General features: G+C 62.2%; 24 protein-coding genes. 10 read left to right on the top strand and 14 right to left on the bottom strand.

Annotation, left to right across the window (positions count from 1 at the left end):
- The first annotated feature begins 16 nt into the window (after positions 1-16).
- Together PI990_RS16095 and PI990_RS16100 are read left to right on the top strand one after the other, a co-directional pair.
- Positions 17-625, top strand: a complete 609-nt coding sequence (locus PI990_RS16095; protein ID WP_271657717.1) for a cysteine dioxygenase — start codon at positions 17-19, stop codon at positions 623-625.
- Positions 622-2,205 (top strand): rhodanese-related sulfurtransferase, encoded by a 1,584-nt coding sequence (locus tag PI990_RS16100; RefSeq protein ID WP_271657718.1) that lies wholly within the window; start codon positions 622-624, stop codon positions 2,203-2,205. Before PI990_RS16095 ends, PI990_RS16100 begins: the two co-directional genes overlap by 4 nt.
- A gap of 390 nt (positions 2,206-2,595) precedes the next feature.
- Here the strand turns inward: PI990_RS16100 and PI990_RS16105 are convergent, their stop codons facing one another.
- Together PI990_RS16105 and PI990_RS16110 are read right to left on the bottom strand one after the other, a co-directional pair.
- Entirely contained in the window at positions 2,596-3,147 is a 552-nt protein-coding gene (locus PI990_RS16105; RefSeq protein WP_271657719.1) for a tetratricopeptide repeat protein, read from the bottom strand.
- A gap of 43 nt (positions 3,148-3,190) precedes the next feature.
- A complete protein-coding gene (locus PI990_RS16110; RefSeq protein WP_271657720.1) occupies positions 3,191-3,952 on the bottom strand; it encodes a hypothetical protein in 762 nt (253 codons plus the stop codon).
- 310 nt (positions 3,953-4,262) lie between these two features.
- Here PI990_RS16110 and PI990_RS16115 point away from each other — a divergent pair, with 310 nt between their 5' ends.
- Positions 4,263-5,342, top strand: coding sequence for a DUF4365 domain-containing protein (locus PI990_RS16115; protein WP_271657721.1), 1,080 nt, complete (start codon positions 4,263-4,265; stop codon positions 5,340-5,342).
- A 201-nt stretch (positions 5,343-5,543) separates the two neighbouring features.
- On the opposite strand, the gene PI990_RS16120 is transcribed toward PI990_RS16115, so the two are convergent.
- Positions 5,544-6,686 carry a DUF3800 domain-containing protein gene (locus tag PI990_RS16120; protein ID WP_271657722.1) on the bottom strand — a complete coding sequence of 381 codons (1,143 nt, stop codon included), beginning with the start codon at positions 6,684-6,686 and terminating at the stop codon, positions 5,544-5,546.
- Between the two features lie 488 nt (positions 6,687-7,174).
- On the opposite strand from PI990_RS16120, the gene PI990_RS16125 reads away from it, so the two are divergent.
- Together PI990_RS16125 and PI990_RS16130 are read left to right on the top strand one after the other, a co-directional pair.
- Complete coding sequence (locus tag PI990_RS16125; protein WP_271657723.1) at positions 7,175-7,672, top strand: BRO-N domain-containing protein; 498 nt, start codon at positions 7,175-7,177, stop codon at positions 7,670-7,672.
- Positions 7,673-7,887: 215 nt separating this feature from the next.
- A complete protein-coding gene (locus PI990_RS16130; RefSeq protein WP_271657724.1) occupies positions 7,888-8,826 on the top strand; it encodes an NAD-dependent epimerase/dehydratase family protein in 939 nt (312 codons plus the stop codon).
- A 235-nt stretch (positions 8,827-9,061) separates the two neighbouring features.
- On the opposite strand, the gene PI990_RS16135 is transcribed toward PI990_RS16130, so the two are convergent.
- The 6 genes from PI990_RS16135 to PI990_RS16160 form a co-directional block, all read right to left on the bottom strand.
- Positions 9,062-9,949, bottom strand: coding sequence for a fumarylacetoacetate hydrolase (locus PI990_RS16135; protein ID WP_271657725.1), 888 nt, complete (start codon positions 9,947-9,949; stop codon positions 9,062-9,064).
- Between the two features lie 5 nt (positions 9,950-9,954).
- A complete protein-coding gene (locus PI990_RS16140; protein WP_271657726.1) occupies positions 9,955-11,217 on the bottom strand; it encodes an MFS transporter in 1,263 nt (420 codons plus the stop codon).
- 72 nt (positions 11,218-11,289) lie between these two features.
- Positions 11,290-12,339, bottom strand: a complete 1,050-nt coding sequence (locus tag PI990_RS16145; RefSeq protein WP_263402606.1) for a type III polyketide synthase — start codon at positions 12,337-12,339, stop codon at positions 11,290-11,292.
- A gap of 204 nt (positions 12,340-12,543) precedes the next feature.
- Positions 12,544-12,984: a Zn-ribbon domain-containing OB-fold protein gene (locus tag PI990_RS16150; RefSeq protein ID WP_271657727.1), complete on the bottom strand. Its 441-nt coding sequence runs from the start codon at positions 12,982-12,984 to the stop codon at positions 12,544-12,546.
- Positions 12,985-12,996: 12 nt separating this feature from the next.
- The gene (locus PI990_RS16155; protein WP_271657728.1) at positions 12,997-14,193 is read right to left on the bottom strand and encodes a thiolase family protein; all 1,197 of its coding nucleotides are present in this window, start codon (positions 14,191-14,193) and stop codon (positions 12,997-12,999) included.
- A 29-nt stretch (positions 14,194-14,222) separates the two neighbouring features.
- Positions 14,223-15,305: a hydroxymethylglutaryl-CoA synthase gene (locus PI990_RS16160; protein ID WP_271657729.1), complete on the bottom strand. Its 1,083-nt coding sequence runs from the start codon at positions 15,303-15,305 to the stop codon at positions 14,223-14,225.
- A 522-nt stretch (positions 15,306-15,827) separates the two neighbouring features.
- Here PI990_RS16160 and PI990_RS16165 point away from each other — a divergent pair.
- Positions 15,828-16,430 carry a TetR/AcrR family transcriptional regulator gene (locus PI990_RS16165; RefSeq protein ID WP_031288662.1) on the top strand — a complete coding sequence of 201 codons (603 nt, stop codon included), beginning with the start codon at positions 15,828-15,830 and terminating at the stop codon, positions 16,428-16,430.
- 41 nt (positions 16,431-16,471) lie between these two features.
- Here PI990_RS16165 and phlG read toward each other — a convergent pair whose 3' ends face one another.
- The gene (phlG, locus tag PI990_RS16170) at positions 16,472-17,356 is read right to left on the bottom strand and encodes a 2,4-diacetylphloroglucinol hydrolase (RefSeq protein ID WP_271657730.1); all 885 of its coding nucleotides are present in this window, start codon (positions 17,354-17,356) and stop codon (positions 16,472-16,474) included.
- A gap of 157 nt (positions 17,357-17,513) precedes the next feature.
- Between phlG and PI990_RS16175 the strand changes: the two genes are divergently transcribed.
- Positions 17,514-18,191, top strand: coding sequence for a TetR/AcrR family transcriptional regulator (locus PI990_RS16175; protein ID WP_021221859.1), 678 nt, complete (start codon positions 17,514-17,516; stop codon positions 18,189-18,191).
- A 146-nt stretch (positions 18,192-18,337) separates the two neighbouring features.
- Here PI990_RS16175 and PI990_RS16180 read toward each other — a convergent pair whose 3' ends face one another.
- The gene (locus tag PI990_RS16180) at positions 18,338-18,775 is read right to left on the bottom strand and encodes a phosphotransferase system, HPr-related protein (protein WP_271657731.1); all 438 of its coding nucleotides are present in this window, start codon (positions 18,773-18,775) and stop codon (positions 18,338-18,340) included.
- Positions 18,776-19,301: 526 nt separating this feature from the next.
- Between PI990_RS16180 and egtB the strand changes: the two genes are divergently transcribed.
- Positions 19,302-21,416 carry an ergothioneine biosynthesis protein EgtB gene (gene egtB, locus PI990_RS16185; protein ID WP_271657732.1) on the top strand — a complete coding sequence of 705 codons (2,115 nt, stop codon included), beginning with the start codon at positions 19,302-19,304 and terminating at the stop codon, positions 21,414-21,416.
- A 53-nt stretch (positions 21,417-21,469) separates the two neighbouring features.
- On the opposite strand, the gene PI990_RS16190 is transcribed toward egtB, so the two are convergent.
- Together PI990_RS16190 and PI990_RS16195 are read right to left on the bottom strand one after the other, a co-directional pair.
- Positions 21,470-21,772 (bottom strand): hypothetical protein, encoded by a 303-nt coding sequence (locus tag PI990_RS16190; protein ID WP_021221856.1) that lies wholly within the window; start codon positions 21,770-21,772, stop codon positions 21,470-21,472.
- A gap of 64 nt (positions 21,773-21,836) precedes the next feature.
- Entirely contained in the window at positions 21,837-22,145 is a 309-nt protein-coding gene (locus PI990_RS16195; RefSeq protein WP_184490469.1) for a hypothetical protein, read from the bottom strand.
- 671 nt (positions 22,146-22,816) lie between these two features.
- Between PI990_RS16195 and PI990_RS16200 the strand changes: the two genes are divergently transcribed.
- Positions 22,817-23,092 (top strand): hypothetical protein, encoded by a 276-nt coding sequence (locus tag PI990_RS16200; RefSeq protein WP_271657733.1) that lies wholly within the window; start codon positions 22,817-22,819, stop codon positions 23,090-23,092.
- 130 nt (positions 23,093-23,222) lie between these two features.
- Entirely contained in the window at positions 23,223-23,450 is a 228-nt protein-coding gene (locus tag PI990_RS16205; RefSeq protein WP_021221853.1) for a DUF2188 domain-containing protein, read from the top strand.
- An 8-nt stretch (positions 23,451-23,458) separates the two neighbouring features.
- Here PI990_RS16205 and PI990_RS16210 read toward each other — a convergent pair whose 3' ends face one another.
- Positions 23,459-23,686, bottom strand: a complete 228-nt coding sequence (locus PI990_RS16210) for a hypothetical protein (protein ID WP_263402597.1) — start codon at positions 23,684-23,686, stop codon at positions 23,459-23,461.
- Positions 23,687-23,835 lie beyond the last annotated feature (149 nt).

Genomic DNA, 23,835 nt, shown 5'->3' on the forward strand with positions numbered 1-23,835 from the left:
GGACATCGAGGGAACCATGTCTCAAACGCCCAACCTCGGACGGCTACGCGGCTTTATCGTCGACCTCGCCGACCTCCTCGCCCAGGCACCGGACGAGCCACGGATACTCGACCAGGGCGCCGCGCTGCTGCGCGACCTGGTGAGCACCGATGACTGGCTGCCGGACGCCTACGCCCAGCCCAGCCCGGAGCGCTACCAGCAGTACCTGCTGCACGCCGACTCGCGCCAGGCCTTCTCCATCGTCAGCTTCGTCTGGGGCCCCGGCCAATCGACCCCGGTGCACGACCACCGCACCTGGGGGCTGATCGGCATGCTGCGCGGCGCCGAACTCAGCCAGGGCTTTGCCCGCAACGCCGATGGCAGCCTGCGGCCCCAGGGCGCTGCGGAATCCCTGCAGCCGGGCGATGTGGTCGCCGTGTCGCCCCAGGTAGGCGATATCCACCAGGTGCGCAACGCCTTCGAGAACCGCACCTCCATCAGCATCCACGTGTACGGCGCCAACATCGGCGCGGTACGCCGCGCCGTCTATGCCGAGGGCGGCGTCGAGAAGCCCTTCATCTCCGGTTATTCCAACCTCCACCTGCCCAATATCTGGGACCTGTCGAAAGAGAGCCTGGCACCATGAGCCGTATCCCCAGCCGCAGTTTCGCCGCCATCCGATCCGCCCTCCTGGCCGCCGAGGAAGTCGCCCTCATCGACCTGCGCGAGGAAGCCCCCTTCGCCGAGGAGCACCCGCTGTTCGCGGCCAATATCCCGCTGTCCAAGCTCGAGCTGGAAGTGCTCGACCGGGTGCCCCGCCGCGACACCGCCGTGACCCTCTACGACGACGGCGAAGGCCTGGCCCAGCGCGCCGCCGAACGCCTGCTGCAACTGGGCTACAGCGACGTGGCCCTGCTGGAAGGCGGCCTCGCCGGCTGGCGTGAGGCCGGCGGCGAGCTGTTCCGCGACGTCAACGTACCCAGCAAGGCCTTCGGCGAGCTGGTGGAAAGCCAGCGCCACACGCCCTCCCTCGCCGCCGAAGAGGTAAAGGCACTGCTGGATGCCAAGGCCGACGTGGTGGTGCTCGACGCCCGCCGCTTCGACGAATACCAGACCATGAACATCCCCGGTTCCATCAGCGTGCCCGGCGCCGAACTGGTGCTGCGCGTGCGCGAACTGGCGCCGGACCCGGCCACCCGGGTGATCGTCAACTGCGCCGGGCGCACCCGCAGCATCATCGGCACCCAATCCCTGGTGAACGCCGGCATCCCCAACCCGGTGGCCGCCCTGCGCAACGGCACCATCGGCTGGACCCTCGCCGGGCAGACGCTGGAGCATGGCCAGCAGCGGCGCTTCACCGAGGTCGGCCAGCACACCCGCGAACAGGCCGCACAGGCAGCCCGCGCCGTGGCCGACAAGGCCGGCGTGCGCCGCGCCGGCCTCACACAGCTGCACGACTGGCGCGCCGAGGCCGGCCGCACCACCTACCTGTTCGACGTGCGCACCGAAGAGGAATACCGCGCCGGCCACCTGCCCGGCGCCCGCTGGGTCGCCGGTGGCCAACTGGTGCAGGAGACCGACCACTACGCCAGCGTGCGTGGCGCCCGCATCGTGCTGGCCGACGACGACGGCACCCGCGCCAACATGACCGGCTCCTGGCTGGCGCAACTGGGTTGGGAAGTGCATGTGCTGGATGGGCTCACCGCATCGGACTTCAGCGAAAGCGGCGCCTGGCGCCCCGCCCTGCCCGCCCTGCCCCAGGTCGAAGCCATCGCCCCGCAGACCCTGGCCACCTGGCTGAAGCAAGGCGACACGGCGGTGCTCGACTTCACCACCAGTGCCAACCACGTCAAACGCCACATCCCCGGCGCCCGCTGGGTGCTGCGCGCCCAACTGCGCGAAGCCCTCACTGCTGCACCCAGGGCCGAACGCTACGTGCTCACCTGCGGCAGCGGCCTGCTGGCCCGCTTCGCCGTGGACGAAGTGGCCGCCCTCACCGGCAAACCCGCCTTCCTGCTCGACGGCGGCAACACCGCCTGGGCCGACGCCGGCCTGCCGGTGGAAGCCGGCGAAAACGGCCTGCTGTCACCGCGCATCGACCGCTACCGCCGCCCCTACGAAGGCACCGACAACCCGCGCGAGGCCATGCAGGCGTATCTCGATTGGGAGTTTGGGTTGGTGGAGCAGTTGGGGCGGGATGGGACGAGTGGGTTCTTTGTGGTTTGAGGGAGGATGCTGAGTGCCTGCTCACTGCCAGGAGCACGCACTCACGTCAGATCGATCTGACGCTAACGATTCAGCTAAGTGGCCGGTAGTTGGACTGAGCGTTTTGAACGCGATCAGACAGTGCGCCTTGCTTGCTCGAACGTGACTTCGGGGAGACCAAGCCTCTCCCCACTGGGAAGCTGAATATCCAGAATATGTTGCTCCCAGCGGATAACTACCCCGCCAAGAGACATGAACTCGACAAGGCACGTATAAGGATTTTTCCTGTCACTGTGCAGCTGCGCCCAAGCATCCTCAGAGAGCTGCGCCCGCTGCAAAGAGGTTTCCGCTTCATTGAGTGGATTGTCTCCAACCCAGAATCCGAATAGCCCGATACGTGCTCTTTTCCAATCAATATTGGCGTCGGCAAATCGTGCGGCAGCTTCTCGAATTAGCCTGGATGCTTCGTCGGTTGTCATATAACCCCACGCTATTTTCGCCACGTTGCACCTGAGCTAACAGCGCTTCTGCTTCCTCAATACCTGCGGGTGTAATGCGATCAGAGGCTAGCGCGTTCCGCAGGTGTTCCACCGCTGTCGGAAGAGACTTCCGAACGCCCTTGCCCGCAATCAATAGCTTGGCCAGCTCAACCTCTGCATTACCATCCTTCAGATGTACGGCGCGCCGAAACCATTGAGCGGCTCGATTGAATCGACCTTGCTCTCGATAAAGGATGGCGATATTTGAAGCAGCCGAACTGCTGTCTAGCCGATAGGCCCTCTTGTACCAGTACATGGCTTGCTTTTTATCTTGAGGCGTTCCAATACCCTCATCATAAAAATAGCCAAGATCCAGCATGCAGCCTTCTGAGCCCTGGGCTGCACAGATCGAGAAAAGCTCAAGCGCAAGAGCTAGATTTCCAGCCTCCCAAGCTTCATGAGCATTGAGTTCGGTTTCTTCCATGAAATATGCCTCTAACCGACTGCTACCTACCCAGCTGGACGCCTCAAGCCTCTTTCCCGTGAGGACTGGGCAGATCGTTACGTTCGAGCAGGTACTCCATCGAGTTGTTGATCGCCCACACCATCAGCGCATCCAGCGTCATATCGAGAGGCTGGCCGTTCAGCAACGGTTCGAGCCGCTGCACGGTGCCGGGATAGTCCTCGGTGTGGAAGCGGAACCGCCCGTAGTTGCCATGGCGGTCCACCAGGAGATAGGTGCAGTAGTGGTCATCGTCCGACCAGCGCCCGAAGCAGAAATAGTTGGCGCTCAGGTGCTCGATCTGCTCCTTCGACAGCTCCTCCTCGACGAAGTAATCGCCGAAGTTCCAGGCGATCGCCGGGCAGAACGCGTGCAGGCATTGGTAGGAGGTCGAGGTCGAACGCCCGTAGATTTCGAGAATGCGACGGTCGCCCCAGCGGCCGCGATCCGCAACGACGTCGTAGATGGCGAAGCGCTTCCTGAATAGCGCCTTCAACGCTTCCGGCATGGCGAACGCACACTGCGTCTCGGCGCTCAGCAGGTCCTCGTCGGATACGGCGCCCGGCCACTCGAACAGCGTGCCGTCCTGGAAGTACTCGTCGAAGTACAGCTCATAGGTTTCCCCCTCCTCGTCGTAGAACGCATGCAGGCTCCGGCAGAACGACTCGAAACGGTTCAGGGCCTCAGGCCAGGTCTCGTCCGCACCACCACGGAGATGGTCGCCATAGCTGTTTTCACCAGCGGGTTTGGGCTGGATGCCGAGAATGCCTTTGATTTTCTTGAACACGATGGGGGCCTGATGAGGGATTTGGGGGATGTGAGGACATTAAATGAAAAGAGCCTTGTCTGGATGGGCGTGGTTATCGAATCGAGTGTTGAGTGACAAGAAGCTTTGCCGCCCCAGGGTTCTAGCTCTACGTAGTCAACTGCGATGGCAGCGGCGCTTCGCAGATCGCGGTGGCTCTAGGCGTTAAGCGACCACTTTCGGACAAGAGCGAATCTTGGCAGGCACTGAACTGAGATCAATCAATACAATACTAATCAGGTAGACCCTAGAGTAGTATGTCAAAGCTCAATCCTTAGGCTTCGCGAGCAATATGACGACGAAACGAAAGCGTTCACAGGCCACTAGTCGTGATGGAGTCAACTTCGTAAAAGGATTGATTGAGCGCCAGAACTCAATTTTTCAAGAAATCGATCTTCATAACGACTTAGGTAACGATGCCTATATTGAATTTGTAGTCGAAGAGAATGCCACCGGCTGCTGCGTGGCTTTACAGATAAAATCAGGGGCATCCTACCGTAGTCCTTCTGGCCGATATGCCCTCCAATCAGACCGTGATCACTTCGAGTACTGGGCGTCTCACATATTACCTGTGCTTGCAGTAGTCTTTGATCCAGAAAGAAAAAAGGCAGTTTGGGTCGATATCACTGATCACCTTCGAAAGACCCCCTCGGCCATCACCGATGGACCCTACACAATCTATGCTGACCAAGATTTTTCGGAGTCCACATTCTTAGAGTTTCGAAATCATTGCCTGCAGTATCGAGACCAATACAGCCGCGAATCAAACTTCGGGCAAGCGCTTGAGAGTCTCTCCATTCGAAATGACGTGGAGCGCTGCCTTGACGGTCTGCGGGCTCTTTTTGCGTACCATCGAAATCAACCAGCAACGTGGTATTACCTAATCTCCTGCATTTCAAACTACAGAGGGCACGCTCTTCTTCGTGAACTGATAGTGCAACTTTCCCACATCCCAGGGCATGGTGAAATTTTCTGGAGCAAGAGAAACATTATTAATGAGATGGTTCGTCGTAGCGCTCTTCTTTTCATGAGGGAGCGATTTGAACGCAGAGATGCTTTGACAATGCTCTCTGCAATAGATGATGCAGGAATTGATAGGGGAACAATAGGGCAATATGTGCATGCGCTGATCGACACTATGACGGACACGCAAGGGATTATGGAATCCATCGCGATTGATATCAGCCAGGATGGGCGTATCCGTCACAGCGCACTATTATTCGCCATTAGTGCCGCGCAAGCTCAATCTGTGGCTGACGCCCTTGCGCTTTTGAGTCGACTTCGACACTCCATCGATGATGAGGAACTTAACTCTGTAGTTGGATGGCTTGAGGAGGATCTTCGTCAATTTGGCTACGTTTCTTTTTACTAGATCGCGTAATATTTGTGAAACCTGTGAATACATTAACCTGCTCAAAACATTAATTTTTGACCAAATTATTGCCTGCCGTGACCGTTGGCTTTGGGTCGACTACTACCGGTCGTGACAGGCCGGAGTCAACCCAAAGCTGACTTTACTCAAGTGCATCTATTCCACCAGCCATTCCTGCTCCTCTGGCGAGCAGGCCGAGGGTCATTGAGCCCGCTGATTACCGCGTATGACATGCACAAGCCTGCGGTCTTCCTGGATATCCATCAGCTCCCTTGCCTTTGCTAACTGCTCTGGCGTCGGGTCGGGGAGATTTCTGAACCACGGCCCCCATCGATTGTGAATCCCTTCGAGCGATACTTCGTCGGTGGTTCCGCAGTTTGCCTGATCTAGAATCAGCGAGAGCAATTCGCGAGAAAGGTCCTTGCCTTCGAAATATCGTTTAAACACCCATAAATACACGTCCACCAACTCAAGCCCAACGCTCTGATCACCAGGGGTTGGTGTAAGTGGAATAATAGGCATATGGCGCAGGTCCATTTCCGGCAACCCCGCCCCACCTGGGAATACATACCCTTTCCCCTGAGCATAAATATTCGCGATAAACTCTTGAGCCTTATTAAACTGAGACTGCCTATCAACAATAATACGTGAGGCGCCCACCCGAGCCTTACCCAGCCGACGTGCAATAGTATGCATCACAGACTGAAAGCCAATTAGATTCGGCGATATCTGTAGCGTGTCGTCTTTACTGTATGCGTTGTAGTGAATTTTTTCTGGGTTCGTCATTGCCCACTGAAGCCCATCAACAAGAATCTCTTTTGCTCGCGGATCTCTAATCAGTCGTTCAATCCTGACAAGCAACTTTTGACAAACTTCGACATATAGCTGATTTGCTTCTGCGTCCTTGACATTAATCCTTGCCTGCCACGCCTTCCTAAGAAGCTCATCATCGAACAGACCCGGCAACTTAAGCAAGAGAAGAAACCTCAACGGCGTCCAGTACCAACTCCATGGAACAGCAGGATTTAACCCCTGATCGAAAGTCTGATCAAAAAAACTTATTAGAGCGTGATCTGACTTCATTATCCTTAGAACATCAAAGGTAATCCTATATTTCTTCTTTAGTTTTCTTATTTCCTCGGCGATCTCGGAAAGCCTTGCGACACCAAGCTCGTTTGAATGCAGGCGATCAACACCAAATCGATTTCGCATTCTCCTAATGGAGTCCGACGCGACTAGATCAAGATTTACCTTTGATGTAATCAGCCCGTAATAAAGGGTCGGCTGACTCTTGTCGAATAAATTTAGCCCGGTGTGCCCACTTTCATCTACGTAAAAATACATAGCAACTCCCTCCTTCTACGAGTTTCCTAAAACTCCTGAAGCCCCCAGTGCCCAACCAAGGGGGGCACTCAGTGTCCCAGTTACGTAAGCGCCGCCAGACTATCCAACAGCTTGAACACCGCCGGCTATCACGGCGACTTTACGGACATCGCCACCTAATACTGCGATAGCAAAGCGAAACCGCGTAGTTCTTGCCTTATTGAGGGGCAGCTTCTGGCCGATTGCTGCTGTTTACAACTAGTGCCTTAACTGCCGCTGGTGAGGCCCGGCGCGAGTTTCCATCTACAACGCATCGTCCGCAAGGAACCTCCTCCCCTTGCCCTAAACCGCCCCCCTCCCTATCCTCCTCCGGCCACGGTCAATCCCGTGGCCGGGTTTGACAGCCCGCTTACGTTGGCGAGTTTGCCCCAAGTGTCATGCAAAGCGATGAATAGCTTTTTGCAGGCATCAAACGGGGCAAGAAAATGGACCTTAATTGGAACTTCGCCATGCATGACGCATCCACCCCCATCACCTTTCAACGCCACTGCCATCAACTGCGCGCGGTAATGATCGACAACCGACCCTGGTTTGTTGCCATCGACTTCGCCGTGATGATCGCCGCCGCCCGCCCCTATCGGCTGACCAAGCGCCTGTATCCCCACCAGCACCGTTTCGCGACGCTGCGTTTTGCGACTGGCCGTTGCGAGGAGCTGGAACTGATCAGCGAAGCCGGGCTTTACCGCGCGCTGTATCGCTTTGGCCACCCCGAGCATTGCGCGTTGAGCCAGTGGATCAGCGATGAGGTGATCCCCGCGCTGCACGATTACCACCGCGAGGCCGATGCCAGCCCACGGCGCATCCTGATGACCTGGGCCAATCAGCGCGTGGCGGCCCTGCGCTGGCAGGGGGAGCTGTGGATCGCGCGGCGGGACCTGCCGCGCTTTATGGCGGCACACGATGACCCGGCGCTGAGTGATGGGCCTAGCTGGAAGCGGTTCTTCTAGGGCAGCAGCGAGAACGCCGCATGGAGGTGCGGCGTTTCCTGCCCCGGCGGCGCCCGCTGGCCGGCCAACTACCATTCAGCATGTTTATCTCCGCCAATCCGGTCGTGAATGGCGGTCCGGCGCGGCTTGACCTTGAACCGAACTTGAACCTTAGGGTTCGACCCAGCGCCCCGTGCCCTTCGCTTCCGGGCGCACTACGGACTTGAGGAGACCCCATGCAAACCATCCTGGGTGCCACCGGCCAGATCGCGGTGGAGTTGGCGCGGGAGCTGAACCGCGCCTATACGACGGACCTTCGGCTGGTGAGCCGCAGCCCGCGCAAGGTCAATGACGCCGATACGCTGCTGCCGGCGGACCTGCTGGATGCCGGGCAGGCGGCCAGGGCGGTCGAGGGGAGCGACACTGTCTATTTCACGGCGGGCCTGCCACCGGATACGCAGCTCTGGGAGACGCAGTTCCCGGTGATGCTGAAGAACGCCCTGGAGGCGACCCGTGCGGCCAAGGCCCGGTTCGTCTATTTCGACAACACCTATATGTACCCGCAGGACGCGCGCCCGCTGACCGAAGCGACGCCGTTCGCCCCGGTCGGCCGCAAAGGCCGGGTGCGCGCGAAGATGGCGTCGATGGTGCTGGAGGAGATGGCGCGGGGAGAGATCCCGGTGCTTATCGGCCGGGCCCCTGAGTTCTATGGCCCGGACAAGACGCAGAGCATCACCAACACCCTGGTCATCGACAAACTCAAGGTGGGCCAGACGCCACGCGTACCGGTGCGGGATGACACCCGGCGCACCCTGATCTGGACCCCGGACGCAAGCCGTGCGCTAGCCGCCCTCGGCAATGCGCCGGATGCTTTCGAGCAGACCTGGCACCTGCCCTGCGATGACGACCGACTGACCTACCGGCAGTTCGTGGCCCTGGCGTCCGAGCGGGTTGGCCGCGAGCCCTCCTATAAGGTGCTCGGCAAGTGGACCTTGCTGGCTGTCGGCCTGGTGTCCCGCCAGGTGCGCGAGCTGAGGGAGCTGCTGCCGCGCTACGAGCACGACAATCTCTTCGATTCCTCGAAGTTCAAGCAGCGGTTCCCCGAGTTCGAGGTGACGACCTACCGCCAGGGACTCGAGCAGGTGCTCACCGGAGCGGACGGTCGGCCAGCCTGAGGAGTCGAACGAACGCCCCTGCGTCCCTCATGGAACATCGAGCACCAGGAAGAAGTTTGCTGTCGTGATTCACTCCGGTCGTAGGGTGTGCTGCGCGCACCTGGAGCTCGCCGGAAGCACCGAGGTGCTCACGGCACACCCTACGGCACGCGTTCATCCTGCCGGCTCTTCCACTTGAGCTCGAATGAGAAACGCCGCATGGGAATGCGGCGTTTTTTGTGGGATGCACCCCGCCTCAGGCCGCTCTGCCCTGCCCCGCGCGGCGGCGCGATGAGAGCGGCAGCAGGTGGCGCAGTTCCTCTTCGACGATGCGGTTGTCGAGACGCATGTCGAGCATGGGGCAGCTCAGTTCCAGGCAGTCGCCGTGCTGCAGGTGCGTGGCGACGATCTCGCTGTCGAGGCGGCTGAACAGGTAGTGGACCATGCCCGGCTGGAGGAATTGCGGGTGCTGTTCCAGCAGGGCTTCGCCGGCTTCCCGCGAGGCGCGCCAGGCTTGCGGGTCGAGGCGCAGGTGGGTTTCGCTGAAGCAGGCGCCATTGCGTTCGATGCGTTGCCGCAGGTGCAGCGGCTCGTCCAGTTCGCCCAGCAGCAGCTCCGAGGCCACCGCGCATTCCAGCAGGTGCGCGCGGGCGGACTGGCCCTGCAACGGGTCGTGCAGGTCGTGGCCGAGGGTGACGCCGACGTAGAGCAGCTGCCCCCGCGAACCCACCAGGTAGACGGAGACCAGGCAGGCCTCCGCCGCGATGGCCTGCACGTGGTACGGCACTTCCAGGTCGTCGCGGTCGATGCGCATGACGCGGCCGTTGCCCTTGTAGAACCAGCCCGCGTCATCCTGTGCCCCGAGCGGCAGGCCGCTGACATGGGTGAGCAGCGGGTTGTCGGGCATGGCGGGCGGGCGCAGGCGGGTTTCCTGGCGCAGGGCGGGCAGCGTCTGGGTCAGGCCCGGCAGGTGGCGCAGGTGCGCCAGGTGGTCCTGGTGGCGGCGCGCGCAGTCCTGCAGGGTCTGGTAGAGGCCGCTGCTTTCGCCGTGGACGCGCACCGTGTGCGCGGGGTCGTCGCCCAGCAGGCCGATGCGCGGCCCGCCGCTGTGTTCGATGTCGAGGACTTTTAGGTAGTCGCCCATTTCAATTACTCCCTAATAAGCAGTGCGGCGTTGGCCGGCGGTGTGGCTTCGCGGGGTGCCTGTGCGCGGCCTTCCTTGAGCCCGAGCGCCAGGCACAGGCCGGCGAGGCTGCCGGCCAGGGCCAGGTAGAGGATCGATGGCAACCCGTGGTGGGTGGCGAGGTAGCCGGCGAGGATCGGCGCCAGGCCGCCACCGAGGATTTCACCGAAGCCGATGACGATGCCGGTGGCCGCCGTGAGCAGGTGCGGTGCCACCGATTCGCCCGTGAGCGGGCCGACGGTGAGGCAGATGAGGCTGAAGTTGAAGAAGGTGATGAAGAACAGCACCAGGAACAGCAACCAAGGCTCGGCGGGGGTGACGATCAGCGTGGCGACCAGTGCGGCGCTGGCGCAGAACGAGACCAACACCACCGGCTTGCGCCCGAAGCGGTCGGACAGGCCTGGGATGATCAGTTGGCCGACGAAGCCGCCGAAGCCGATCGCCGAGATCACCAGCGCCATCGCCTCCAGCGACAGCCCGAGGTGGTCGGTGAGGTAGCTGGGCAGCAGCGCGCAGAGCACGAACTGGCAGGTGAGGATGCAGAACATGATGCCGATGTTGCGCCGCACGTTGCCGCTGCCCAGGGCTGCCAGCCACAGGTGCCAGGGCCGCTCCGCCGTGGTGGCGGCCGGCGCCGGGACCGGGCGGTAGGTGCGCTGCAGCAGCCAGGCGAGGATGAACCCCGGGATGGCGACGCTGACGAACACCCAGCGCCAGGAACCGAGCCAGGCCAGCAGGCCGGCGGCGATCAGTGGGCCGAACCCGAGCGCGAGGATCGGGAATACCGCCTGCTGCACACCGAGGTTGAAGCCGCTGCGCCGTGGGTGCGAGACCTGGGTGGTGACACTGATGCTGGTGGGCGTGAACGCACCTTCGGAAAAGCCCATGAGGCCGCGCAGGAGGATCAGCCCGAGCACGCCCCCGGCCAGGGCGGAGAAGCCCGAGAGCAGGGAGAACGCCAGCACCGAGACCACCAGCACGCGCTTGGCGCCGAGGCGCTCGACCAGGCAACCCATGCCCAGGGCGGAGACGCCCCAGGTGAGGGCCAGGGCCGCGGAAATGTTGCCGAGGTCCTGATAGTCCAGCTGCAGGTCGCGCATGATCAGCGGGAACAACGGCAGGATGATGAAGCGATCCAGCCCCACCAGGCCGAAGCTCAGCGACAGCAGGATCACCATGCGTGTTTCGTAGCGGGCATCCCAGCCCGTGTCGCTTGCCTGCTCGCGCATGGCCAGCCCTCCTCTTCTAAGGAGCCGAAAAGGGTGGCGCGGGTTACCCCGCGCCACCGTGCCCGAGGGTACTCAGGCCGCCCATTCACCGAGTGCCATTTCGGCGGTGAAGCCCGGCCCGAAGGCGGCGAGCAGGCCTTTGCTGCCGGGTTTGGGGGAGCTGTCGAACTGCCGGCGCAGGACGTCAAAGACCACGACGCTGGCGATGTTGCCGGCCTCCGACAGGCTGGTGCGCGACAGCGAGACGCGCTCGGACGGCAGGTCCAGGTGGCGGACCAGTTCGTCAAGGATCTTGCGGCCGCCGGTGTGGAAGATGAAGAAGTCGTTCTCCGCGCAGTTCTGCTGGTAGCCGGCCTGGTTGAGGCGCTCGATCACCGGGGCGACGTCCTTGATGGAGTTCATCACGGCCTTGTCCAGGGTGAAGTGGAAGCCGGTGTCCTTCACGTCGTACTTGATGAAGTGCTCGCTGTTGGGCAGGAAGAACGAGTCGGTGGCCTTGATGCGGAAGCCCTTGGCCTCGTCGTCCGCACGCAGCACGCAGGCGGAGACCGCGTCACCGAACAGGGCCGCCGAGATGAACGAATGCAGCTTGGTGTCGTCCGGCTGGTAGCACAGCGAGGAGAACTCCAGCGACACGATCAGTACGTGGTTGTCGTCCTTCAGGGTGGCGAAGTCGTGGGCGCGGTTGATGGCGGCGGCACCGGCCACGCAGCCGAGCTGGGCGATGGGCAGCTGGACGGTGGAGTTGGGCAGGCCGAGGTCGTTGATCAGGTGCGCGGTGAGCGACGGCATCATGAAGCCGGTGCAGGAGGTGACGATCACCATGCGCACGTCCTGCGTCGTCAGCCCGGCATTTTCCAGCGCCTGGCGCGCGGCCGCCGAAGACATTTCGCGGGCGGCGCGCTCGTAGACGATGCTGCGGTGGGTGAAGCCGGTGTGGATGGCCAGCTCGTCGATGGGCAGCACCAGATGGCGCTCGTTGACCTCGGTGTTGAGGATCATGCGCTTGGCCAGGGCCATGCGCGGGTGGTCGCTGTGCAGGCTTTCCAGATGCTCGATCATCTGCTGCTGGGTGATCTTGTGTTGCGGGAACAGTACGTGGGGCTGGCAAAGAGTCGACATGATGAATCCTCGTTAATCGTTCAAAATTTGTTCATTCGGTGGGTACAAACCCGTTCTTCAGGCACAGCCAAGCCCGTCGGCGCTGGCGAGGGCCAGCACTTCCCAGGAGGCGTCAGCAGGAGAAAAGGGCGTTAAACCGCACGCCGGAAAAAGGTTCTTGTTATGGCTGCCGCGGAGCCCATGCAGGCTCCGCGAGCGGAACACTCAGTGGTCGAGCACGAACTTGTAGGCGTACTGCCAGGCCAGGTTGCTTTCGCGCACCTGCTTGCGTACCACCATCCTCACGCGCGCCCCCACCTTGAGCTGGGCCTGGTCGACGACGTCGACGATCTCCGAGGCGATCACCAGGCCGTCGTCGAGACGCACCATGGCGATGTGCCGCGGCACCACTTCGCCATAGCCCATGGCCGCGAGAATCGGGTTCTCGGCATTGGCCATGACTTCGATATGGCCGGTGCGCTGGCAGCGATAGGCGCTGACCTTGAGCGAGTTGCAGGCGCCGCAGACGCTGCGCCGGGGGAAGAAGATCTCCTGGCACTCGTCGCAGCGGGTGCCTTCGAGCCGGTACTTGCCGCCATGCTCGCGCCATTCGCGGAGCATGCTGGCGGTGGTCATCCGGTGGATCTGTTCGGGGTAGAGAGACATGGTCGACACTCCTTAGTCGTTGGACAGGACGATCACCGAGTTGTGGGCGGCATAGCCCCCCAGGTTCTGCGAGACGGCGATGCGCGCCCCGGGGACCTGGTTCTGGGACTCGCCGCGCAACTGGCGGAACAGTTCGGTGATGTGGAGGATGCCGTCGGCGCCCGAGGCGTGACCGCGACCGATGTTGCCGCCATCCGTGTTGAGCGGCAGTTCCCCGTCCAGGGCGATGCCGCCCTCGCGCACGAAATCACCGGCCTGGCCGGGCTTGCAGGCGCCCATGGATTCCATCTGGATCAGCCCGGCGCCGAGCAGGTCGTAGACCTGGGCGACGTCGATGTCCTTGGCGGTGATGCCGGCCTTCTTGTAGGCGATCTCGGCGCAGGCGATGGAGTTGGCCGATACCGCCATGCCGACGTCCTGGGGCAGGCCCGGGTACTTCAGCGTCGGGTTGTGGTAGCGGGTGCCGTAGTAGTGCGAGACGCCGGTGTAGGCGCAGCCGCGGATGAACACCGGCTTGTCGGTGTACTTGTGCGCCAGGTGCTCGGCCACCAGGATGGCGCAACCGCTCGCCTCGCCCCAGGCCAGCATGGAGCCGCAGGCCTCGGTGCGCTTGAGTTCCTCGAGGCTGGGGATCGGCTGGCCGAAGCGGGTGGCACCCGGGGTGTTGTGGGCGTAGATGCGCATCTGCCGGCCGAAGCTGGCGAGCACGTCCGCCTCGCGGCCGGCGTAACCGTACTTGTGGAAGTACTCGGCCGTGGCCAGGGCGAAGGCATCGGTGTGGGAGATGCCGAGGAAGTAGTCGTACTCGCACTCGGTGCTCGAACCGATGTACTCGGCGTAGTTGAAGTGGTCGGTCATCTTCTCGAAGCCGCCGCAGAGGACGATGTCGTACTCCCCGGAGGCGACCATCTGATGGCCCATCTGGAACGACACCGAGCTGCTGGTGCAGTTGGCGGTGCTCATGAAGGTGGGCGCCGGGCTGATGCCCAGAGCGTCGGACAGGGTCGGGCCGAGGCCGCCGTATTCGGAAATGCCTTCGCCGTGGTAGCCGTAGGCGACACCCTGGATTTCCCGCGGGTGCATCTTCGCGGCGTGGATGGCCTGGTAGGCGGACTCGACGATCATTTCCTTGAAGGTCTGCCGGACGCGGGAGTTGCCGGGTTTCGGCGTATGGGCGGCCGACACGATTGCAACGCGACGTGCAGTCATGGTTGTGCTCCTTGCAGGTACGGGCTGTTCTAGAGGTAGGCGGTCAGGGCGTAGTCAGCGCGCAAATACTTGAATTCGTATTTGATCGACGTGCCGTAATCCACGTACACCTTGTTCTCCAGCACCTTGCGCAGCGGCTTGGCGCGCTGCTGGTAGGCGAGGATCGCGTCGGTGACCGTCAGCGCAATGGCATCGCTGCCGGCGCCGAACCCATACGAGGAGAGCAGGATCTTCTGGCCCGGCCGCGCCTGGTCGAGCACGTTGATCAGCCCCAGCAGCGGGCTGGCCGCACCGGTGTCGCCAACGCTGCCGGCGTAGATGCCGGGCTCCACCTGGCGCGCCTCGAAACCGAGATGACGGCCCAGCGAATACGGCGTCGAGACCAGGTTCTGCTGGAACACCACGTAGTCGTAGTCGCTGCTGGAGGTCCCGAGCTTCTTGAACAGGCCGTGCACGGCGCGGGCGGTCTGCTCTTCCAGGCCGATGCTGTTCTTGTCGGAGCCCAGCCCCATGCCGGAGCGGATGTAGCGTTCGCCCTGGGGGCGGATGTTGTCGGCGACGTCGGCGGCGCAGGAGACGCTGCCGTCGAACTCGGCGATCAGGTTGTCGCGGCCCAGCAGCAGCGCGGCGGCACCGGCACCGGCATAGGCTTCGGTGAGGTCGCCCGGGGCGGTGTTGCGGTTGATGGTGTCGGCGCCGATGGCCAGGGCGTTGCGGGCCATGCCCGAGGCGACCAGCGCGTGGCCGATCTGCAGCGCCGAGGTGCCGGACTTGCCGGCGAACTGGACGTCGGCGCAGAACGCGTCGTAGCCACTGCCGAGCATTTCCAGAATCACCGCCGCCGAGGCGCGGGACTCATAGGGGTTGGTGCAGGTGCCCAGGTAAAGGGCTTCGAGTTCGGCGATGCCGCCCCGCTCCAACGCCTGCTGTGCCGCCTGGGCGCCCAGGGTGATGACATCCTCGTCCGGCTGCAGCACCGCACGCTCGGTTATTCCTAACTGCTCCTTGACCAATCTCAGGTCGGCATTACGCCACACACTAAGCACGTCCTCGACTTTCAGGCGGCACACTGGCAACCCGTAGCCGTAGCTGACTATTCCTGTCTTTTGCACGGTCTATATCCTCTTGAGCACATTTTCATTGAGACGAGCCATCCCTTGCCGTCCGGGATAGGCAGCACGCAAATCACCTCGAAAAGAAAGTCTTGCTTGTTGTTGTTCTGATAGTCGGGAGCGAGAACTCCATTCGCTCGCCGCACGCGTCCACGGCGTCCGTTTACACACGGGCACCGATGTACATCACGCGAAGTCTCGCGCTTGCGCGCGCTGTTTTCAGCGCGGCTCAGGCCTTGAAGGCACTGCGCGGGTATCTACTGGTTGTTCTCACCCTCTCAACAAGATACGAAACGTACCGTATCTATTTTAGGAAACAATTTTGCTTCAGTTACCTATGAGATTGGGAAACCGGTAGCCTAGGGTCTATCTGCCTGTGATATGTGACCGCCGACCTGGTCCCCTCATCTCAAGAGGGATTCTGTTACAGAATAACTACTCGAAACGGTCCGTATCGTTTCGTAAAAACGAGCCTATACCTTAGAATCCGTTTGTCAATACATTTTCTATGGGGACTTTGCCTTGACTCGAACCCGCTCCAGGAGCTCCATCGGCTCGCTGCGCAGCCCGCATGCGCACAAAGCCATCCTCAAATCGACGACGGAAATACTGATGGAAAGCGGCTATGCCGGACTGAGCATCGAGTCCGTTGCCCGACGCGCCAGCGCCAGCAAGCCGACGATCTATCGCTGGTGGCGGAACAAGGCCGCGCTGATTGCGGAGGTCTACGAGAAGGAAAGCGAGCAGGTCAGGGTCTTTCCGGAATTGGGCTCATTCCGCGAAGATCTCTCCTTTCTGCTGCACAATCTCTGGAATATCTGGCGGGAAACCATTTGCGGCCTGGCCTTCCGCAGCGTCATCGCCGAAGCCCAGCTGGACCCGGAGACGCTCGAAGAGCTCAAGGACCAGTTCATGGAGCGGCGCCGGGAAGTGCCCAAGCGCCTGGTGGAAAATGCGGTGAATCGCGGCGAGCTGCCGAAGGACATCAACCAGGATCTGCTGCTCGATATGATCTTCGGCTTCTGCTGGTACCGGTTGCTCACCGATCAGTTGCGCGCCGAACAGGACATCGACGATTTCATCAACTTGCTGATCAACGGTGTCTGCGCCTCCCCCACCGCTTGAGGCCAGAACGAGACCCGCAGGGATCGCGGGTCGCTCAAGCGTTAGGCCGGGTGGCCTGAAAACTCGCGGTAGAGTTCCGGCAGGAAGCTCGCCAGATGGTTGAACTCGCACAGATCATGCACCGCGAACTCGAACGCCAGCTCCTCCAGCCCGGCGGCATCCAATCCCAGCCTCGCCAGCAGCTGTTCCGCCCGCTCCGCCCCGGGGAACCGCGCCATCGATGGATGCGCACCGACCCAGTAACGGCTGGTCAGCCACATCCCCTCCTCCGTTTCCTTGAACAGATGGACCATCAGCGACACCGGCATATCCGGCTCCTGGGCCAGGCTCATCAGTGCGCTGACGCTGCCATCGATCTTCGCCTCGCGGTACAACGCCGGGTCCAGGCCCAGCTCCGCCGGGTCGTGGAAGTCGATCTTCAGGTCCATCAGCCGCGAACCGACGTATTCCGTGGCACAGAAGCTGTTGCCATACAGCCGGTGCTTGAAGCAGCGGTCGGTGTCACAGAGCTTATGGGCGTTCAGGCAGGGGTTCTTCACATGGGCATAAGGGAACCAGAGCATGTAGCGCTCGGCTTCCAGCGGATGCCAGAGGAACCACCACTCGAACATCTGCGCCGTGCAGCCCGGAAAGAACTTGCGGCTCTGGACATAGGCCATCGGCCCGTCCAGCAGGGCGTACCCGGCCTCTGCGCTGGCATAGTCCGGGTCGAGCAGGCGATTGATGTCGTCCACCGAGGGGGTCAGCGTCTGCTCCAGGGGCAACGGCCCCTGCTGCAGCAGGCGCATGGCGGACAGCGGGACGCGCATATCGCCACTGAAGAAGCGCGCATAGGGCTTGCCGCGGATCGCCTCGCGATTGCGCAGGAACTGCTTCTGCATGGGCAAGGAAAAATAACTGAATGGCACCATCACACGTGTTTGCATTGAAGTTAACCTGCATCGTTGGGTTCGATGAGGACCAGGTGCGGGTGGATCACATATCTCACCGCCCAGGCAAGGCGATGTCGGCCCCAGAGACGCTAGGACAGGCCAAAAGCAAAGTCAAATTTGAATTTAAACTAAGACAAGAAGAGTCGGCTCCATGACAACTACCGAGCAGCAGGCCCCAAGCCGCGCGCCTCGCCAGGATGGCCAGGCCACGCGCCAGCAGATTCTCGAGATCGCCGGCCAGGTTTTCGCTGAACGCGGCTTCGCCAATGCCACCAGCAAGGAGATCTGCGCCCGCTCGCAGGCCAACGTGGCGGCGGTGAACTATCACTTCGAAGGCAAGGACGGCCTGTACACCGCCGTGCTGCTGGAAGCCCACCAGCGCATCATGACCCTGGAGACCCTGGAAGCCCTGACCGCCAGCGAACTCTCCGGCGAAGACAAACTGCGTCGGCTGATCACCGAGCTGCTGGCCAGCCTCGGCAGCCCACGCCTGGCCTGGCCGGCCAAGGTGCTGGCGCGGGAGCTGCTCTCGCCCTCCCCGCTGCTGCCGGCCGTCCTGAAGAAGGAGTCGTTCCCCAAGGCACGCGCCACCCGCCGCATCATCGGCGAGCTGCTGAACCTTCCCGAGGACGACCCGGCCGTACTGCGCAGCGCGCTGAATATCTTCTCGCCGTGCCTGTTCCTGCTGATCGCCCACGACAGCCTCAGCACCACCGTGCTGCCCGGCCTCGACACGGAGCCGCAGCCGCTGCTGGAGCACATGCTGGTATACGCCCTGGGCGGGCTCGCGGCGATCGGCGAGCACCACCGCAAGGCCACGACCCCGTAGCCCGGGCTTTAGTCCGGGGGCTTGGCTAGGAGCGTTCCCGGGCTGAAGCCCAGGCTACGTCCTGTTGTCGACACCGCATGGGTTTCGCGTTGCTCGCGGAACGCCGCCCGACCCATCCTACGCAAGGCTTCCCCGGAGTCTGCGGGCTACTCCGCCTCGCCATCCCAGGGCTTGCCGTCCAGCGGCCGCGCACGGGCTTCCTCGGCCTCGTCCAGGCCATCACCGGCGCCGATGTCGGCACCATCCACCACCGACAGGTCCTTGTCCGCCGGCAGCACACCGCCTTGACCACGACCGGTGCGGGTCTCGTTCTCATCGATCAGCGTCTCGGGGCTGAGGTCGTCGGCTGAAACACCGTCCTCGTGCAGGCTGCGCCCCAGGGTTTCGCCACCGCTCATGCCGGCTTCACGCACGCGACGGTCGGGGAACTCGCGCTCCACCTCTTCCTCGGGACGCAGGTCACCCACCCTGCCCTGGCGCTCGTCCTTGCGGTCACTGAAATCCAGTTGCTCCATCGAGCCCATGCGGTCCTCGATGTCATCGATCTCGCGGGGCGTATAGGGCTTGCGCTGGCTGCTGCTCATGGTGTCTCTCCTGTTTTGGCGTGTTCAGGGTGGACCAACCCATGCCCGCAAAGATTCAGGCTGTTCGACGGCCTGTGTTCCAAGCGCCAGCCCTTTTCCAGACAAACCTAGAATTCACATTAAGATTTTTATAGTCATATTTTTCATATAGTTACGACATATATCTAAAGCCATTAGAGAGGAAATACGGTCTTTCCACCCGCGTTTCGGCTATTCCAGGTCCCATTTCGTGCAGGTGCCGCTCGCGGCCGTGGAATTCTGGCGAAAAGCGCATCATGGCCGCCATAAAATCAAAATAAATCACCTATTTATCAATCAGTTAAATGATTTTCCTCGACATGAAATAAAGATTAGATCGACGCCCGTCATCCCTTGAATGGGCTCGACGAAAACCACACGAACTTTCTTAGAACCCAAAGCATCAGACCCTATAACCCCGTTCGGGGCCCGCCGCCCTGCCCGTCGCCTGGGCATCGCCATCACGCGCATCCAACAGTCCTGCCAACAGCACTGAAGAGAGAGGCCGATGAACAGCACCGCATTGCTCGATCGCTACCTGCAAGTCCGTCAGCACAGTGAATCCCTGATAGCCCCCCTGAGCGACGAAGACATGGTCGTGCAGTCCATGCCCGACGCCAGCCCGGCCAAGTGGCACCTGGCCCACACCACCTGGTTCTTCGAGACCTTCCTGCTGGCCCCGCGCCTGCCCGACTACACGGTCTTCGACCCCACCTTCGCCTACCTCTTCAACTCCTATTACGAAGCCCTGGGCCCACGCCAGCCACGCCCGCAACGGGGCTTGCTGACCCGCCCACCGGTGGCCCGGCTGATGGCCTACCGGCGCTACATCGACGAGAACATGCATGTGTTGCTGCAGGGCGGCGTGACGGACGAGATCACCGCGCTGGTGGAACTGGGCCTGGCCCACGAGCAGCAGCACCAGGAGCTGTTGCTCATGGATGTGCTGCACCTGTTCAGCCTCTCGCCCCTGCAGCCCGCCTACTCCCCCCGCTGGCGCGAGCCGGGCAGTGATCGGCCCGCGCGTTTCGTTGCCCTGGCCGGTGGGCTGGTGGAGATCGGCCACGACGGCCAGGGTTTCGCCTTCGATAACGAAGGGCCGCGTCACAAGGTGTTCCTGCAACCCTTCCAGATCGCCGACCGCCTGGTGAGCAACGCCCAGTGGCTGGCCTTCATCGAGGCGGGCGGCTACTCCCGCGCCGACCTCTGGCTCTCGGAAGGCTGGGCGCGGGTGCAGGAAGAAGGCTGGGAAGCCCCGATGTACTGGCGACGCGGCGATGAGGGCTGGATGGAGATGGGCCTCGGCGGCCTGCACCCGCTGCAAGACGGCTCCCCCGTCACCCATATCAGCTACTACGAAGCCTGTGCCTACGCGGCCTGGGCCGATGCGCGCCTGCCCAGCGAGGCGGAGTGGGAAGTCGCCGCCCGCGCCGGCCTGCTCGGCCAGGTGGAAGATTGCGCCTGGCAATGGACCGCCAGCGCCTACACGCCCTACCCCGGCTTCCATCCCTCCGCCGGCGCCGTGGGCGAGTACAACGGCAAGTTCATGGTCAGCCAGATGGTCCTGCGGGGCGGCGCCAGCATCACCCCGGCCGGGCATGCGCGGCCCAGCTACCGCAACTTCTTCTACCCGGCACAACGCTGGATGTTCTCCGGGCTGCGCCTGGCCCGCGACGCCCGCACAGGTGAAGACGCCAGCGAGCACGAAGGCTTTGCCGAAGACGTGCGCAGCGGGCTGGGTGCACCGACCAAGAGCCTGCCACCGAAATACTTCTACGACGCCACGGGTTCCGAGCTGTTCGAGGCCATCTGCCGCACCCGCGAGTACTACCCCACGCGTATGGAGACGGCGCTGCTGCGCGAGATCGCCGAAGAGCTGTCGACGGTCATCCCCCGTGGCGCGGCGCTGGTGGAGTTCGGCAGCGGCGCCAGCCTGAAGACCCGCTTGCTACTGGACGCGGCGCCGCAGATCGGCCTCTACCTGCCCATCGACATCAGCGAATCCGCCCTGCGCAAGGCCACGACCATGCTCGAAGGCGCCTACCCCGAGCTGCGGGTGTTGCCCCAGGTCGGCGACTTCACCCACCTGCCGCACCTGCCGCCAGCAGCGGCCTCACGGGCGCGGGTGGCGTTCTTCCCCGGCTCCACCCTGGGCAACTTCACCCCGGCGGAGGCGCTGCGCTTCCTGCGTTCGGTGCGGCGCTTCCTCGGGCGCGAGGCGCGGTTGATTCTCGGCCTGGACATGCAGAAGGACGTCGCCACCCTGGAGGCCGCCTACGACGATGCCGACGGCATCACCGCGCAGTTCAACAAGAACCTGCTCACCCGCATCAACCGCGAGCTGGGCGGCGACTTCGACCTCGACGCCTTCACCCACCTGGCCCGCTGGAACCCGCAGGACAGCTGCATGGAGATGTTCCTGGTCAGCCATCAGGACCAGGAGGTGCATGCGGCCGGCCGGCGCTTCCACTTCGCCGCGGGGGAACGCCTGCACACCGAGTGCTCCCACAAGTACAGCCTGGAAGGCATCGCCGAGATGGCGGCCGAGTCCGGCTGGCACCTGGCCCGCCACTGGCTGAGCCCGGAGCCGCAGGTGGGGATATTCGTGCTGGAAGGGAACTGATCCGCTCGGGGAACCTGAGGAAGCCGGGGCGCGAACGGCCCCGGCGGCACGCGTCAGAGCGCCTGGCGGGCCTCAGCCTGCTGGGCGCTGGCGAGCTTGATGATGCGCCGGCTGCTGCTGCCGGCCTGGAGCAGCACCATGTCTTCGAAAACCTGCTTGCCGAGGCGGAGCACGGCGCCGAGGTCCTGGTAATCCCCATGATTGAGGCCGGCCACGGTGAAGTGCTCGTGGGTCGCGGGGTTGTGCACCATCAGGTTGAAGGTGCCATCAGTGAGCGTCCTGCTCTCCACCTTGCAACTGGGGATGGCACGTGCGAGCAACAGATCCAGTTCCTTGCCAGACAATGCAGCCTTCATAGATTCGCTCCTTGTTACGCCTTGTGCCGGCCTCGTGAATTCGGGCCGTGCCCTATGCCATGGGTCAGAGCATGCGCACCGGGAATACCGATGTGCCGTCCGCCCCCTTTGGCGATGGCCGTTCGACCATCACCTCGAAAATCGCCTTGTCCAGGCTGGGGTCCAGGGGTTCCAGTTCGATCAACCGCGTGCGGTTCCAGTTCTCCGGTGTCGCACCCTCGATGCTGATATGGCCGCAAAGCCCATCCAGCGCAGCCCAGCCATCGAACTGCGGCACGCCGAAGTCCAGGGTCACGGAGCGGTGGTCGAGCCGCACGGCACCCTCGGCGAGCGCGGGGGAGTACAGGGTCAGATGTGCAAGCGAAGTGATCATCCTGATACCTCCAGAAGCCTTGAAAACAGGCCTGGAAAAGGTCCGAAACACCCCAGGGGAGCACTAGCGGCTAGCGATAAACATGCCAGTAGAAGTTATTCCGCCGCTCTTGCAGATCAGCGGCCTTTTTCACGATAAAAGTTGTACGTCTCGATATCGCTTTGATGGCAAACAACCCAAAAGACCGGTGAACCCGTGCATTTCAAACAGCTATTACCTGTGCAACTTGCACGAGCAAAATGCACGATTCGGGCAACTTGCAATGCGTCTGGAGTGCGAGGGGTTCAATGTGGTGCGTCGTGCGCGACTGGGGTGCAGGGCGCGATCCTGCAATATCGGCTGATCACCACCTTTTTGACCCAATACGGCGCCTGCGGGGATGTACGCCACGTTCATACAGCACTTGGAAGAGCCACCCCTAACAACTCCAAAGACATATCGGCAACTGTTGCTCACCAGCAGAAACAACCTGATATCAACGCGGCATCTCGATGATATTAAAAACATTCCAACAGACGAACGGGCCCGTCCGCCCCCCTATTCAAGCTGAACTCACACGGCCTCCCAGCCTTCTCAATTACTACTCACGTGTATACCAACTTGAGGCCCGGTCGCTGCGGCATGCGTCGGGCTTATTTTTTGGATGGATCAACTTGTACTTGGATGTAGCCATGGCGTTTCAACCTTCCGGCGAAGAGTTGCAGAAGAGGCTGGATGCGCGGCTGGACAGCCATATGTGCGTGGTGAAGTTTCGCGACGATGACGTGGTGCTCTCCCTCCGTGACCTGCGCAGCGGGCAACTGACCGTCGTCTCCGGCCTGTTCCCCCGGCACTGGGCGAGCCGCGAGCAGTTCGAGACGCTCTGCGGCACGCTGATCGATGAGCTGGAGCGGATGCTGGAAAACGCCACGGACGCTAATGACGAAGAGCGGCTCAAAGGCTTCTGAGCTAGTCCGGCATCGCCCTGCACAAAGATCGGAACCTGTGCGGCGCAGCCCTGCTCTATAGGTGCTTGGGAGGCGCCTGCGTGCGCGAACGGCGATAAGACCGTCGATTTGGAATGAACTGGAGATCTACATGGGCTGTTATCACATTTCCCCGACGGACAAGGGGTGGGAATTGCGCAAGGAAGGTGCAACGCGCCCGTCGAAGACCGCCAGCGAACGATCCGAGCTGCTCGATTGCATCGGCAACTTCATGCAGAACCGTGCGGGGACGGTAAAGGTGCACAGCGAAGACGGTAGCGTCGAACAGGAACTGCGCTACCCGCCCGCCCGCCGCTTTCACGACCAGGCGAGCGGCTAGCGCCTCGGTCAGGACCGCGAGATACCGGTCAGGGTGATGCCGTAGCGCTTGAGCAACTGCATCGCCGGCTCGCTGCTGGGGTCCTCGCTCTCCGCGAACTCACCGGCCTGCAGATTCGCGCGGGCCCACTCCAGCAACTCGCGGTTGGCATCTTCCATGTCGGGCTTGCTCGTCGCCTTGCTGTCCAGCGTCGCGGTGTTGTTGTCCTTGCTGTAGGTGATGGTCCAGTGCGCCATGACGATGACCTCCGTTGGCGGGTATACCTGAGCTGACTGGCGCAAGCGCCCGCGAGTTCATTGCAATCCCCCGTTCCCGACTTGAACTTTCCTCCTGCCGCTTCCCTCGAAATGCCATCGACGCCGCCGCTTCGCTGCACGCTCGGCGC

The organism is Pseudomonas sp. TUM22785, assembly GCF_028198105.1.
Lineage (GTDB): Bacteria > Pseudomonadota > Gammaproteobacteria > Pseudomonadales > Pseudomonadaceae > Metapseudomonas > Metapseudomonas solani.